The sequence below is a fragment of the Parasphingorhabdus sp. genome, assembly GCF_036963705.1.
Classification (GTDB): domain Bacteria; phylum Pseudomonadota; class Alphaproteobacteria; order Sphingomonadales; family Sphingomonadaceae; genus Parasphingorhabdus.
Genome location: NZ_JBALUT010000071.1, coordinates 1 through 14123, shown reverse-complemented (window position 1 = coordinate 14123; position 14123 = coordinate 1). Strand labels below are relative to the sequence as shown.

The following is a 14123-nucleotide window of genomic DNA, read 5'->3' as shown; positions in this document are numbered from 1 at the left end:
GCATCGGTCCGGAACATAGCTGGCTCAAGGAATCCGGCCGCGTCGATTATGATAGCGCCACCGATGTCGAAGCGCTCGATGCCTTCCAGCTGCTTTGCCGCACCGAGGGAATCATCCCCGCGCTTGAACCGAGCCACGCGATTGCTGCGGTGGTGCGCGAAGCGGTGAAGATGGATCGGGACAAGATCATTCTCGCGAACCTCTGCGGTCGCGGCGACAAGGATATTTTCACCGTCGCTGAGGCTTTGGGGACGGAGATATGACCCGTCTCTCCCAATCCTTCCCGTCCGACCGGGCGGCGCTCGTCGCCTTCGTCACCGCTGGCGATCCGACCCCTGCCGATACCGGCGCCATCCTTGACGCGCTGGTCGATGGCGGCGCGGATATCATCGAACTCGGCATGCCGTTTACCGATCCGATGGCCGATGGCCCCTCGATTCAGGAAGCGGATATCCGCAGCTTGGCTGCGGGCACAAAGACCGCCGATATCTTCAATATGGCGAAGGAATTTCGCCAGCGTCACCCCGACACGCCGCTGGTGCTGATGGGCTATGCCAATCCGATGACGATCCGGGGCTCCGAATGGTTCGCCAACGCTTGCGTTGACGCCGGTGTCGATGCGGTGATCTGCGTCGATATCCCGGTCGAGGAAGACGAGAGCCTCGGCGACGCACTGCGCGCCAAGGATGTTGCCGTCATTCGTCTTGCTACGCCGACTACGGATGCCGACCGCCTGCCGACGATATTGAACAACGCCTCCGGCTTTCTCTATTATGTCTCGGTCGCCGGGATCACCGGCCAGCAACAGGCAGCACAGGCCAGCATCGAGGAGGCCGTTGCCCGGCTAAAAGCCGGCACAGATCTACCGGTTGCGGTCGGCTTCGGCGTACGCACGCCAGCACAGGCCGCCGAGATCGCCCGCGTTGCCGATGGCGTTGTCGTCGGCTCGGCAATTGTCGAAATCGTCGCCGAACATGGCAAAGACGCAGCCCCTCATGTCAGGGACTATGTTCAATCGCTTTCCGATGCTATCAGGGCGGCAAGACAGACTTGAATTCGAACACCGTTCGTGTCGAGCGCAGTCGAGACACAGGCCGCAAAACCGGCATTTCGACAGCGCTCGATGCGAACGGAATAGAGGAATATATCTATGAGTTGGCTAAGCAATGTCCGCACCAAGATTGCGTCGATCACCAAGCGCGAGACGCCTGAAAATCTTTGGCACAAATGCAAAAAATGCGAAGCGATGGTCTTCCTCAAGGAATTTGAGGAAAATATGCACATCTGCCCGAAATGCGAGCATCACAGCCGCATCGGTCCGATGACCCGCTTTGCCCAGATCATGGACGAAAATAGCTGGAAAATGATTCCCTGGGCTCCGGTTCAGGAAGATCCGCTTAAATTCAAAGACCAGAAAAAATATGCCGATAGGCTGAAAGATGCGCGCAACAAGACCGGCGAGCAGGATGCTCTCATCAATGCCCAGGGCACGATCGAGAATATTCCCTGTGTGGTTGGCGTGCAGGATTTTGCCTTCATGGGTGGTTCCATGGGTCTCGCTGTCGGCCAAGCCTTTGTCGACGGCGCCAAGCGCGCTCTGAAGGACCAATGCCCCTATATCATCTTCACTGCAGCCGGCGGCGCGCGGATGCAGGAGGGCATATTGTCCCTGATGCAGATGCCTAAGACCACGGTGGCGATCTCGATGCTGCGCGAAGCGGGTATCCCGTTTATCGTCGTGCTGACCGATCCGACGACCGGTGGCGTCACCGCCAGCTATGCGATGCTCGGCGACGTGCATATTTCAGAGCCCGGCGCGATGATCGGCTTTGCCGGCCAGCGAGTGATCGAGAATACCATCCGCGAAAAACTGCCTGAGGGTTTCCAGACTGCGGAATATCTGCTCGAGCACGGCATGATCGACATGGTTGTGCATCGCAAGGAATTGCGCGAAAAACTGGCGCAGATCCTTGGATATCTCATGGCATGGAAAGAAGCGGCCTGAGTCCCCTTCCCGCTTGCGGTAGGGATTAGGGGTGGGACTATCATCCATGACCATGGCAGTTTTTCCACATATTCAGGCCCACCCCCGGCCCCTTCCGCAAGCGGGAGGGGAGTAGATGGCCGACGGTGCAAAATCCGATCATCCGGCGGTCCAGAAACAGCTCGACCGGCTGGAGATGCTTTCTCCGGGCCGCGATGTGCTCGGGCTCGAACGGATCAGCGAACTGCTCGACCGTCTCGGCAATCCGCAGGACAGCCTGCCCCCCGTCTTTCACGTCGCCGGCACCAACGGTAAAGGCTCGACCTGCGCCTTCCTGCGCGCCGCGGTCGAGGCGGAAGGCCTGACGGCCCATGTCTACACCAGCCCGCATCTGGTCCGGTTCAACGAACGGATAAGGCTGGCGGGACAATTGATCGAGGATGAATATCTTGCCGAACTGCTCGCCCGGGTTCTCGACATCAGCGAGGATATCAGCCCGAGTTTTTTCGAGGCGACCACTGCCGCTGCCTTGCTCGCCTTCGCCGAAACACCGGCGGACGCCTGTATATTGGAAGTCGGTCTCGGCGGCAGGCTCGACGCGACCAACGTTATCGCCGCTCCGGTGGTCACCGGCATAGCGGCGCTCGGCATTGATCATGAAGGCTTTCTGCTCGCCCCCGAAGAAGGCACACCCGACGATCCGATGGTCCGCATTGCCTGGGAAAAAGCCGGTATCGCCAAAAAGAGCGCGCCGCTGCTGACGCAGAAATATGACGAAAACATGCTGCAGGTGATCGCTGACCATGCTGCAAAAATCGGGGCGCAGCATATCCCCCGCGGCGGCGAGTGGGATGCCGCTACCTACGAAGGCCAGCTCCATTACATCGACCGGAACGGCAGGATCAACCTGCCGCTGCCCACCCTTGCCGGCGCCCATCAGACGGATAATGCAGCGCTCGCCATCGCCATGTTGCGTCATCAGGACGCCCTCGCCATTTCGGATGCCGCGCTCAAGGCCGCTATGGGCTGGGCGCAATGGCCCGGGCGGATGCAGCATCTGATCGCCGGGCCGGTGACCAGCCTCCTGCCATCCGACGCCGAAATCTGGGTCGACGGCGGCCACAATGTCAGCGCCGGCCTCGCGCTCGCCAAATATTTCGCGGACCATGAACCCGGGTCAATCGATCTGGTGGTCGGAATGCTGTCGAACAAGGACCCCGCCGCGATCATCGCGCCGCTAAAAGACAAGCTGGCCAGCCTGACGGTGGTTCCCGTGCCGGGCCATGAATCGCATGGTCTTGAAGACTATCCGGCAGTGGAAGCCGCCATAACCGAAGCTAGCGATGTGATGGCGGCGCTAAAGGCCATCTCGCTCGGAGCGGGCAAGACCGTACTGATTGTCGGCTCGCTCTATCTGGCTGGTGCGGTGTTGAAGGCGAACGAACAGGTTCCGGATTAATCCGGCTTGTCGTCGGCGTGTACCGATCCTGCTGTACCCAAAGATTTGTCGACCAGACCCCAGCGGATCATCAACCAGAACATGACCACGCCCGGCAAGGCCGCCACGGTGGTGAGCAGATAGAAATTCACATAGCCCATGCCTTCAATCAACGAGCCAGCGGTCGTGCCGGTCAGAAAACGGCCCAAGATACTCGCCGCTGCTGACAGCAGTGCGAACTGGGTGCCGGTAAACTGCAAATTGCACAAAGCTGACAGATAGGCGACCACGGCAACGCCGCCGACACCACTAGCAAAATTCTCGAAACCGATCGCTCCCGCCATGCCCCAGTTGCTGTGGCCAGCCGCCGCGAGCGCTGCAAAAGACAAATTGCTGACCGCCATCAGGATCAGGCTCAGCATGACTGCTTTCTTCATGCCCAATCGCGAATAGACCATCCCGCCTACAAAAATGCCGATCAGAAAGGCGAAGAAGCCCAAGCTGACGTCGTAAAAAGCAATCTCGTCATTGGTAAAGCCAAGGTCTTCGAACAACAATCGGAAGGTCAGGTTGGCCAAAGTGTCGCCGATTTTGTGGACCAGAACGAACAATAAGACGATCAACGCGCCGGACCGTTTGAAAAATTCCACCAGCGGGCTGACATAGGCTTTCGCTGCTTCCAATGGTCCCTTGAGCGCCATAGGCTCCTGCCGCCGGCTCGGTTCCCGCATGATCAGGCCGACAATGACTGCGAACAAGGCAAAGAGCGAGCAGACATAATAAGCGATCGACCAGTTGGTCCGCGCCGCTACTACCAGCGCCACCGCGCCGGCGGTAGCCGCACCGATACGCCAGCCATATTGCGACATGCCGGAACCGACACCCAGTTGCTCCGGCTCGAGCAATTCGATGCGATAGGCATCGATTACGACGTCGAATGTTGCACCCGCTATGCCGACCATGATCGCGGCAACCGCAACAGCGGCGATATCCTTGGCGGGGTCAAGCGAGCCGAGATAGATAATCGCTGCCATGGCCAGAGCAGCCGTGACGATCAGCCAGGACAGTCTTTGTCCGACGCGACCGATGAGCGGTAGTTTTACCACGTCGATGATCGGCGCCCACAGCCATTTGAAATTATAAGCAAGAAAAGTCAGCGCAAAAGCGGTGACCGTCGATTTCTCGATGCCGGCCTGCGCCAGGCGTGTTGTCAGGGTCGCTGCAATCATCGTCAGCGGCAACGCCGACGAGACACCCAGAAAAAGCGCAGCCAAAGGGGCCGCTTCGCTATAGGGTCGAACTCCGGCGGGAAGACGTCCGCGCCATCCCAGATTTGCTGCCTGCTCACTCACGCCAGATTCTCCCTCGAACTGGAGGAATCTTTAGCGCCTATTCACCTGAATGCCAGCTTGATTTTAAACTCGCTCAGATATCGAGCAGCTTGGCGGAGACAATTGGGCCTGCTCCGGGGCGTTGCAATATGATCGCATATTTGTCTGCGCCGCTGATCTTGAAATTATCCGGCGATATCGAAAATTCCATCGGCCGGCCGCGCCAGCTGCCCAGATTTTGCTCGGCCTTGACGACATTGGTATAATGCATCGTCCGCCCGCCGTTTTCGCCGCGTCCGATACGGACGGTTTCCGAAGAGCTCAGGGCGATCAGAGAAACCCCGGCGAGATAATCGGATTTGCCTTTGATCGAAATCGTCATCTCGCCATTTGCGTCGGTGGCAGTGGTAATCGTCGGACCGGCCCTGTCGGCTCGCCGGACCAGCGAGCGAATATCATTCTCGCGCGAACCGACCGCACCACCGCCGCCATTGACGACCATCTGCGGGGTGTAGACACCGGACCCTTCAAGGCCCTTAGCCGCATAGGTGCGTTGCAGCTTGGTATTGGCTTCCCGCGCCAGCGTATCTTTCCAGCCGAGCCGGTCCCAATAAGTAACAGGCCGCGTGATCACCAGCAGGGAGTCGTCTTTAGCAAGCCGGTTGGCCAGCATATCTGCGGGGGGACAGGACGAGCATCCCTGACTGGTGAACAGTTCGATGACCACCGGATTGGAGATTCCGGCAGCATCGGCGGGACTTGCGCGAGTTGTCTCTCGAACCGTGCTGGCGGCAGAGCTGGGCGCCAGTTGCGCGGCGATGAAACCGGCAAAAGCCGATCCGCCAATCAACGCACATATGACAATCTTTCTCATTTCCAGCTCCGAACGGGTGACAATAGGCATTCGCAGCCACGACACCATAGGTTACAGATTGCAGCCGACGCATTTTTCCGCCATGGATCGCCGCCATGACCGAAGATAAAACACCCAAGATATATCGCGCAAAACCGACCCCTGGAGCAAAACCAGCCGCAGCGACACCAACGCCAACCGATAAAGTCCGCGAAGGGCAGCGCATTGCCAAACTTCTCGCTCGTGCCGGCATCGCATCGCGGCGTGAAATCGAACGGATGATCGAGGCGGGACGGATCGCGCTGGACGGCAATCTCGTCGAACATCCGTCGCTTTTGCTCAAGAATCTGACTGGAATCACTGTTGATGGCAAACCGGTCGCAGAACCCTCGCCCGCAAAACTCTACCGCTTTCACAAGCCCAATGGCTATCTGACGGCAGAACGCGACTTTTCCGGCAAGAAGACGATTTACGATGTCTTGCCTGCGGACATGGAACGGGTGATGCCGATCGGCCGGCTCGATATGAATACCGAGGGTCTGTTGTTGATGACCACCGACGGCGAGTTCAAGCGCGAGATGGAATTGCCCAAAAACGGCATCGAACGCTCCTACCGGGCGCGAACTTTCGGCGATATCAGCCAGAACCAGCTCGAGGAACTTTATCGCGGGATCACGATCGACGGCATGCATTATGGCCCGATTACCGCCAATCTCGAACGGCGCACCGGGCGCAACCAGTGGATCGAAATGACCCTGACCGAAGGCAAGAACCGCGAAGTACGCCGGGTTCTCGAACATTTCGGTCTGGAAGTGTCGCGTCTGATCCGGACCCGCTATGGGCCGTTTGTGCTCGGCGATCTGGAAAAAGGCGAGATCGAGGTCGTGCGGCAGCATGATCTGGTGCAATTCCGCAAATCGTTGAAATAATGAGCGGCGTTCTAGTCTCCGTTCGTGGTGCGATTTTGTCCGGTGATGACGCGCGCGTGTCCGTTCGTGGTGAGCCTGTCGAACCACAGCCGAGCGACTGGAGAGGTCCTTCGACAAGCTCAGGACGAACGGAATAAGATGCGGATCATTGCTGGCAAATGGCGGGGCAGAAATATTGTCGCGCCCAAAGGCGAGATAACCCGCCCGACTGCCGATCGCACCCGCGAACGGCTATTCTCGATGCTGACCAGCCGGCTCGGTGATTTTGAAGATTTGCAGATACTCGACCTGTTCTCCGGCTCCGGGGCGCTGGGTCTCGAAGCTTTGTCGCGCGGCGCGGCCCATTGCACCTTTGTCGAACAGGATCGCGACGCGATCAGGGCGCTGGAGAAGAATATAGAAAAGCTCGGTGCGGACGCCGAGACCGATGTGCGAATCGGTTCCGTCCTGCATCTCGGCCAGGCCCGAAAACCCTATGATCTCATTTTGATGGATCCGCCCTATGATTCAGGCGCCGGAGCGGTCGCTCTGGACAAGCTCGGTAAGCACGGCTGGTTTGCACCATCAAGCTGGATTGCGGTTGAAACCAGCAGGAACGAAGAGGTTGTGGTTAAAGGCTATGCGCTGGATACTGTGCGTAACAGCAGCAAGGCGCGGATTCATCTCCTGCGCCCGGAAGCAATCTAGCCGCCCATAAGGACGGTGCGCGACGCGGTTTCATTCTGGCCCTGGTATGCCGTGCTGTAAAAGCTCGTAGCAACCATCAACAGGGTAGCGACAATCGCGCTAGTGGTAAGTCTCTTGCTCATTTCATACTCCGTGGGGGTGCTTTGACGTCCATTAGTTAACAAATGGTGCGTTGCAACATAGTTTTCAACCTGTCCTTTAGGTCATGAATATGAATGAAGACGGGGCCATCTGGTGGACGGCCCCGTCCTGGACAATAGATTAGTCTTCGCCGGTGGGCTCTTCCATGACTACAGGCTGTATCTCGCTCGCAGGATCTTTTTCACTAGCGGGCTTTCCGGGCCAGTAATCCAGCGCGCGATTGCCCCAGTTCAGGCCGGCCTCGCGCGGGTTGATGCAGCTGTCCAGCACATCCTTTGTGCAGACAGCGACCTCTTTGCCGTCAACCGTCACGGTCTGGCCCTCCTTGGCAGCGACCGGCTTCGTGGCCGGTGCGCCGTCCTCAGGCTGATTTGCATTGGCCGCGTTGCCGATCATCAATCCGGTTGCCGCAATAGCGGTCCAAATCAATTGCTTGCTCATTTCCAACTCCTTCATTCTCGGTTGATCCGGTAAGGACACAATGATCTGGATCGGGAAAAGTTCCGCAAAAGGCCCTAATCCACTTGCCGCCGTCGCCGATGTTCCCTAACTGTTCACGCGTGTCCGAACCTGTCAAACATCCGCAAGAATCCGATCCGCCTTATGTCAAAGGATTGAACGCGCCGCAGCGCGAAGCCGTTCTCACGACCGAAGGCCCCGTCCTGGTGCTGGCAGGCGCAGGCACCGGCAAGACCGCTGCCCTCACCCGTCGGCTGGCGCATATCGTGTTCTCGCGCAAAGCCTGGCCGAGCGAGATTCTCGCCGTGACCTTTACCAACAAGGCCGCCCGCGAGATGAAGGAGCGGATCGGCGCAATCGTCGGCGAGAGTTTCGAGGGTATGCCATGGCTCGGCACCTTCCACAGCATCGGCGCAAAAATGTTGCGCCGTCATGCCGAATTGGTCGGCCTGCAAAGCAATTTCACCATTCTCGATACCGATGACCAGCTGCGGCTGCTCAAGCAACTGATCCGCGCGGCAGAGATTGACGAGAAGCGCTGGCCGCCGCGCATGCTCGCCGGTCTGATCGATCAATGGAAGAACCGGGGGCTAAACCCTCAGGATCTCGACGCCAGCGAAAATGAACGCTACGCCAATGGCCGCGGACAGGAATTTTATGCCGCCTATCAGGCCCGGCTGAAGGCGCTCAACGCCTGCGACTTCGGCGATCTGCTGCTCCATATTCTCAACCTGTTGAAGACCAACCGCGAGATTTTGAAGCTCTACCAGGAGCGGTTCAAATATATTCTCGTCGACGAATATCAGGACACCAACAGCTCGCAATATCTCTGGTTGCGACTGCTCGCCCAGAGCCACCAGAATATCTGTTGCGTTGGCGATGATGACCAGTCGATCTATTCGTGGCGCGGCGCGGAAGTAGCCAACATCCTTCGTTTCGAGAAGGATTTTCCCGAGGCCAAGGTGGTCAAGCTGGAACAGAATTACCGCTCGACCCCCCATATTCTTGCCGCCGCATCGGGGCTGATCAACCACAACTCGGGTCGCCTCGGCAAGACCCTGTGGACCGAGGAAACCGAGGGCGACAAGGTGCAGGTCATCGGCGTCTGGGATGGCCCCGAGGAAGCCCGGCGCACAGGTGATGAAATCGAAGCGCTGCAGCAGATCAAGCAGGCGTCGCTGAACGATGTCGCGATCCTTGTCCGCGCCCAGTTCCAGACCCGCGAGTTCGAGGACCGTTTCATCTCGATCGGCATGCCGTACAAGATTGTCGGCGGCTTCCGTTTTTACGAGCGTCAGGAAATCCGCGATGCCCTCGCCTATCTGCGGGTAATCGCCCAGCCCGCCGACGATCTCGCTTTCGAACGGATCGTGAATATGCCCAAGCGCGGCCTTGGGGATAAAACTGTGGAAAAAGTCCACCGCCTCGCCCGCGCCCAGGGCATATCGATGCCCGCTGCTGCGCTCAGCATCTGCGATACCGACGAACTGCCGACCCGTGCGCGCAGCACATTACTGGAGCTGATGCGTAATTTCGGACGCTGGCGCGAACTGGCCGGCGTCACCGATCACGCCGAGCTGACCCGGATCGTGCTCGACGAATGCGGCTATACCGCGATGCTGCAAGCCGACCGTTCGACCGAAGCCACCGGCCGGCTGGAAAACCTGACCGAGCTTGCCCGCGCGATGGAAGAATATGAAACGCTTGGCGAATTTCTCGAACATGTTTCGCTGGTCATGGACAATGATGCGCGCGACGACGAGGCCAAGGTCACAATATTGACAATGCACGGCGCCAAGGGCCTGGAATATGAATATGTGTTCTGCGCCGGCTGGGAAGAAGGCGTGTTCCCGTCGCAGCGCAGCCTTGACGAAGGCGGCAACGCCAGCCTCGAGGAAGAGCGCCGCCTCGCTTATGTCGCGATCACCCGCGCCCGCAAGAAATGCACGATTTTCCACGCTGCCAACCGGCGGATCTACGGCCAGTGGAACAGCGCCATCCCCTCGCGGTTCATCGGCGAATTGCCCGAAGACCATGTCGAACAGGAAAGCAGCATGAGCGGCGGCGAAAGCCTGTGGCGCGCCAACTGGAGCGAGAATAGCGACCCCTTCTCTCATCTCGCGGCAGCCAACGCCACCAGAGCCGGCAAACGCGGCCCCGGCTGGCAACGCGCGGCGTCCTCGAACTTCGACAAGAACCCCCGCGTTATAAAAGAAGCCCGCCGCAGCGCCGTCTCGCTAGGCAACAAAGGCCGCGACGATGTAAAGGTCGGGATGCGCGTCTTCCATACCAAATTCGGCTATGGCGAAGTGAAGGTGAAAGAAGGCAACAAGCTGGAGATCGCGTTCGAAAAGTCGGGCGATAAAAGGGTGTTGGACAGTTTTGTCGAGGTTGCTTGAGAGAATCTGAACATCCGTTCGCCCTGAGCTTGTCGAGCCTAACGACGTCTAGCAAAGAGATAGATGGTTCGACAGGCTCACCACGAACGGAGTTCATCTCGCACCACCTGTTCATGGGAGGATAGCAAGGTGGATAAGCGGCAGATAGAAGTCTGAATTGCCAATCAAACCTCCCTCAATATCCTCCGCGTTTATCTTTGTTTTTCTTCCGTACAACAACAATGACCGTGCTGAGGCCGACAACCATCAGCGCGATCAGACTATAAGCGATAATCAGTCGAAGCTCCATATCAGGCCTCGTCCTCAGACATTTCGGCGTCCGTTTCCTCGGCGAATTCGCGGGCAATTTCCGCATCGACCTTGTCGCGCGGGCTCAGGTGGCCGGCTTCGCGTTTTTCGGCTTGGATCGCTTCGAGACCCCAGGCCTTCGCCGCGGCCGCCGCAACTATGCGACGGCTTTCCAGCGGATCATTGGCGGCAAGATCGAGTTGCCGCGCCTCTTGTTCACGACATGTAGCGGCTTTTACGCGCATCTTTTTGGTCCTATTTTTTTCGCGCTATGACCCGCGATTGCTTTTCATATTTTCAAGGCCCGCTACGACGCCTGCCTTGGCCGACGGATTGGACGCATTGGTCTTTTTCTTTTCGGCTTTGGGTTTGCGGACTTCGCGGTTCGATTTCTTCTGTGATTTGGCCATGATATTTCCTTCCAAAATGATTTTCAGGCGGCAGCCGGCAGGTTCACCTCAAAGAGGCGACCGACCGGATCGACTGTCGGCGAACAAATTCAAACGATAGTGCTGCGAATGATGTCCTGCCTCAGGAAAGCCGATCAGAATCATTTCTGAGCGTGAAGAGGCAATGCCGATCTAGACTGCAGTCCTGCAATCACGAAGGCTTGTTCTATATATAGGAAGGAATGACGGCTATTGTAAGGCCAGTACGATGTTAAACGCGATCATTGGCGAGCGGCCAGCAATCTCACAAAATGGCGTCGCCAAGGCCCATCATCTTGCCATTGGTCACGATCACCCGGTCGCCGAGCGTGACCTGTTCGAACAAAAGCCGCGCAAATTCGAGCGGTACGCCGATACAGCCGCGTGTACCCCAACCCCATTTGACATCCGTCGCATGGATCGCGACGCCGTCATTGGTCAGCCGCAGCATATAGGGCATTGGCGAGCCATAGATGTTGGAGACATGGTCCTTGCTCTTCTGGGTGATAGGGAAGACCCCGGTCGGCGTGGGCTTGAGCGAGTCGCCAAAGGTGATCACCGCCGCACCGATTTCATAGCCGCCGCGAAACACCGAAATGCTCTCGGCCTTGAGATCGACGGTCACGACCAGTTCGCCTGCCGGTACGCCTTCGTCATCCCATTTATAATAGCCATGGACGAAAGGTTCGTTGATCTCGAGGATGCGTTTGACCACAAACTTGTCGCTCAGCGGCAATTTGTCGGCAATTTCGACAGGATCGGCTACAATCGGCTCGGTCACGGATATATTCTGCTCAACCGGTTCGGGAGCAGCATTTTCGGTAACTGTCGTCGACGGGACGGAAGAGGAACCGGCATCGGCGCGGGTCAGGCCCATCACCAGCATGGCTACAATCGCCAAGGCTGCCAGCAGCAAGATCGATGCGCTCACCCGATATGCAATTTTCTCGACCATCACCAATGCTCCATTCGTTAAGGAAGCATTTACCATGGATTTGCGAAGAAAAATCCCCGATTTTCGCGCCGTCCCGCTGCGGTACGGCACCAGCGGGGATGTTAAGGACCAGCGTTAACGGGCGGCACGGGGCACCCGCGCTGGCAGATGCCCCTTGTTGCCTTTGTCGCTAGAAAACCGCTTTGGCTTCAGCTTCCTTCATCATCGCCTTGCGGACCATCGGAATCGGCGGGCCGCCATAGCTGAGGAACTCATCGTGGAAAGCCTTCCATTTGCTGCGATCGCCGCCGGTCCAGTCTTCGCGCAGCTTGCGGATCATCAGCTTGCCCATCGTGTAATTGAGATAGGCCGGATCATAGGTTCCGCGCGCTGCCTGCTGGGTCGCGTTGCCGAGATCCTGATAACATTCCTTCTGGAACATATCGAGGCTCTGCTCGACCGTCATCCCGCGCGCGTGCAGGCCGATGGCCGACAGGTAGCGGCAGTTGCGCAGCAGCGCGTTGGACAGTTGTCCGATTTTGGTTTCCGGATCACCGTCATGCAGTCCGGCTTCGACCATCATCTCTTCGGTATAATGCGCCCAGCCCTCGGCAAAGGCATAGCCGACGAACAATTTACCGAAGATCGATTTCGCGCGATTGGCGTGAAGGAAATTGAGGAAATGGCCCGGCCATACTTCGTGGATCGTGGTGCCGAGCAGGTCCATCTTGCCGGGGATATAGGCGGCTCTTGTGGCTTCATCCCAGGACGGGTCCGGCGGCGAGATATAGTATACGCTCGGCAGGCCCTTTTCATATGGGCCAGGTATGTCGATATAGGCGCTATTCTGCCGGTTATAAGGCGGAGATTCCTCGACCTGGGCGACTTCGGTGCCGGGGATGCTCACCAGATCTTTCTCGATCAGAAATTCGCGCAAGGGCGGCAATTGATCGCGGGCTTCCTGCACGGGGCCTTTCTCGGGCTTGTTCGCCGCCATTTTCGCAAAACAGTCGACAATGCTCGCGCCCGGCGCAAAGGCGGCGCAAGCCTTGGCCAGAGCCGCCTGATTGCGTTTGAGATCGGCCTGCCCAATGGCTTCCAGTTCGTCGAGCGAGACATTGACGCCTTCGGTCTTGCTGACCATTGCGGCAAATTTCTCGGCACCCAGAGCATAGCCGTCCTTGGTCGCCGGAACCGAACCGATATGACCGGCCAGATCCTTCATCGCGGCTGCAGCCGCAGCCGCAGCCACATCAAACTCGCGCTGCAGCTCGGGGTCCTTGACCTCGGCAAAGGCTGCCTTCGCGTCGCCGGTGAAATAATCGGCAAAACCGCCAAAACCAGCCTGACCGAATTTGAGATAGGTTTCGGGCAGCGGCAGTTTCAGATTGCCCTTGATCTGAGCAGCAGCAGCCGGAACGGCATTGGCATATTTGATAAATGCCTTCATCCGGGTTGTCGCATCGGCATAGGGCCGGGCGATATAGACATTGGGGTCGAGCGCACCGACATAATAAGCCGGATTGGTGTGTGGATAGTCAGCGGTTTCCAGCCAGAAAAGCTCGCCTTCCATCACATTTACCAGATAATCCCGCTCAAATTTTTCTGCCTCGCTCAGATCGGCGGCATCAATTGCTTGCGCGTCCGCAATCGCCTTCTTGCGAATATCGACGGCCTTTTTGAGGCCTTCGGCGCTCCAGTCGGGAAGCTGGCCGTCGAATTCATGCTTGCCCTGGTAGACTGCAAACGTCGGATTGACGGGGAAATAGTTACCAAGGAAGTCTGAAAGATAGCTTCCCCAGACCGTGTCCTCATCAATCTCCATGGCCGCAACCGGCTCGTCCTCGATCTTCTTGCATCCAGTCACGGTCAAGGCGGCCAGCGATACTGCCAGCAATAGATTGCGCATCTTCATTTTCATCTCCCCGGGGAATTTTTCGTTCTGCTCTTCAATGCGTATCGAATGGCATAGTCGCCGGTGCCTTGGCTAGCGTTTATCGACCAACCGCATTCCGCCAAATTCTTCGCCCGGAGCACGAATTGATTGCAGCAAGTTACCGGAATCGCTAGCAGTCACCCTGTGATCAGCACCGCACCACATCCCTTCACCATAGCCAATTATCGCTATCTGTGGTTCTCGCGCCTGGCATCAATGTTCGCGCTTTATGCGATGATGCTGATCCTCGGCTGGCAGGCCTATAATCTGGCCCGCGTCGATATGGGAATTAGCGCATCGGCTGGCATATTGGGCC

At 57.9% G+C, this 14123-nt stretch carries 14 protein-coding genes and 1 pseudogene; 7 read left to right on the top strand and 8 right to left on the bottom strand.

Annotation, left to right across the window (positions count from 1 at the left end; all coding sequences use genetic code 11):
• The 4 genes and pseudogenes from V7680_RS13150 to V7680_RS13135 all read left to right on the top strand — a co-directional run.
• Positions 1–263: pseudogene (locus tag V7680_RS13150) on the top strand (tryptophan synthase subunit beta); the annotation flags it as partial.
• Positions 260–1054: a tryptophan synthase subunit alpha gene (gene trpA / locus V7680_RS13145; RefSeq protein WP_335653722.1), complete on the top strand. Its 795-nt coding sequence runs from the start codon at positions 260–262 to the stop codon at positions 1052–1054. The pseudogene V7680_RS13150 and the gene trpA, both read left to right, overlap by 4 nt.
• A 96-nt stretch (positions 1055–1150) precedes the next feature.
• A complete protein-coding gene (gene accD / locus V7680_RS13140; RefSeq protein ID WP_335653721.1) occupies positions 1151–2005 on the top strand; it encodes an acetyl-CoA carboxylase, carboxyltransferase subunit beta in 855 nt (284 codons plus the stop codon).
• A 115-nt stretch (positions 2006–2120) separates the two neighbouring features.
• Positions 2121–3443: a bifunctional folylpolyglutamate synthase/dihydrofolate synthase gene (locus V7680_RS13135; protein ID WP_335653720.1), complete on the top strand. Its 1323-nt coding sequence runs from the start codon at positions 2121–2123 to the stop codon at positions 3441–3443.
• Here the strand turns inward: V7680_RS13135 and V7680_RS13130 are convergent.
• Entirely contained in the window at positions 3440–4774 is a 1335-nt protein-coding gene (locus tag V7680_RS13130) for an AmpG family muropeptide MFS transporter (protein WP_335653719.1), read from the bottom strand. The two genes, V7680_RS13135 and V7680_RS13130, sit on opposite strands and share 4 nt — an antisense overlap.
• Positions 4775–4847: 73 nt before the next feature.
• Positions 4848–5627: a DUF1223 domain-containing protein gene (locus tag V7680_RS13125; RefSeq protein ID WP_335653718.1), complete on the bottom strand. Its 780-nt coding sequence runs from the start codon at positions 5625–5627 to the stop codon at positions 4848–4850.
• Positions 5628–5722: 95 nt separating this feature from the next.
• On the opposite strand from V7680_RS13125, the gene V7680_RS13120 reads away from it, so the two are divergent.
• Positions 5723–6535 (top strand): pseudouridine synthase, encoded by an 813-nt coding sequence (locus V7680_RS13120; protein ID WP_335653717.1) that lies wholly within the window; start codon positions 5723–5725, stop codon positions 6533–6535.
• Between the two features lie 45 nt (positions 6536–6580).
• The gene (gene rsmD, locus V7680_RS13115) at positions 6581–7222 is read left to right on the top strand and encodes a 16S rRNA (guanine(966)-N(2))-methyltransferase RsmD (protein ID WP_442955042.1); all 642 of its coding nucleotides are present in this window, start codon (positions 6581–6583) and stop codon (positions 7220–7222) included.
• On the opposite strand, the gene V7680_RS13110 is transcribed toward rsmD, so the two are convergent.
• Positions 7219–7344 carry a hypothetical protein gene (locus V7680_RS13110; protein WP_335653716.1) on the bottom strand — a complete coding sequence of 42 codons (126 nt, stop codon included), beginning with the start codon at positions 7342–7344 and terminating at the stop codon, positions 7219–7221. The genes rsmD and V7680_RS13110 overlap by 4 nt on opposite strands.
• Before the next feature lie 139 nt (positions 7345–7483).
• On the bottom strand, positions 7484–7804 hold the full coding sequence (locus tag V7680_RS13105; protein WP_335653715.1) for a hypothetical protein: 321 nt from the start codon (positions 7802–7804) through the stop codon (positions 7484–7486).
• 98 nt (positions 7805–7902) lie between these two features.
• Between V7680_RS13105 and V7680_RS13100 the strand changes: the two genes are divergently transcribed.
• Positions 7903–10221, top strand: a complete 2319-nt coding sequence (locus V7680_RS13100; RefSeq protein ID WP_335653714.1) for an ATP-dependent helicase — start codon at positions 7903–7905, stop codon at positions 10219–10221.
• 290 nt (positions 10222–10511) lie between these two features.
• On the opposite strand, the gene V7680_RS13095 is transcribed toward V7680_RS13100, so the two are convergent.
• The 4 genes from V7680_RS13095 to V7680_RS13080 all read right to left on the bottom strand — a co-directional run bounded on the left by V7680_RS13095 (position 10512) and on the right by V7680_RS13080 (position 13780).
• The gene (locus V7680_RS13095) at positions 10512–10754 is read right to left on the bottom strand and encodes a hypothetical protein (protein ID WP_335653713.1); all 243 of its coding nucleotides are present in this window, start codon (positions 10752–10754) and stop codon (positions 10512–10514) included.
• A gap of 24 nt (positions 10755–10778) precedes the next feature.
• Entirely contained in the window at positions 10779–10919 is a 141-nt protein-coding gene (locus tag V7680_RS13090; RefSeq protein ID WP_335653712.1) for a hypothetical protein, read from the bottom strand.
• A 283-nt stretch (positions 10920–11202) separates the two neighbouring features.
• Positions 11203–11892, bottom strand: coding sequence for a L,D-transpeptidase family protein (locus V7680_RS13085; protein ID WP_335653711.1), 690 nt, complete (start codon positions 11890–11892; stop codon positions 11203–11205).
• Positions 11893–12061: 169 nt separating this feature from the next.
• Complete coding sequence (locus tag V7680_RS13080; protein WP_335653723.1) at positions 12062–13780, bottom strand: DUF885 domain-containing protein; 1719 nt, start codon at positions 13778–13780, stop codon at positions 12062–12064.
• Positions 13781–14123 lie beyond the last annotated feature (343 nt).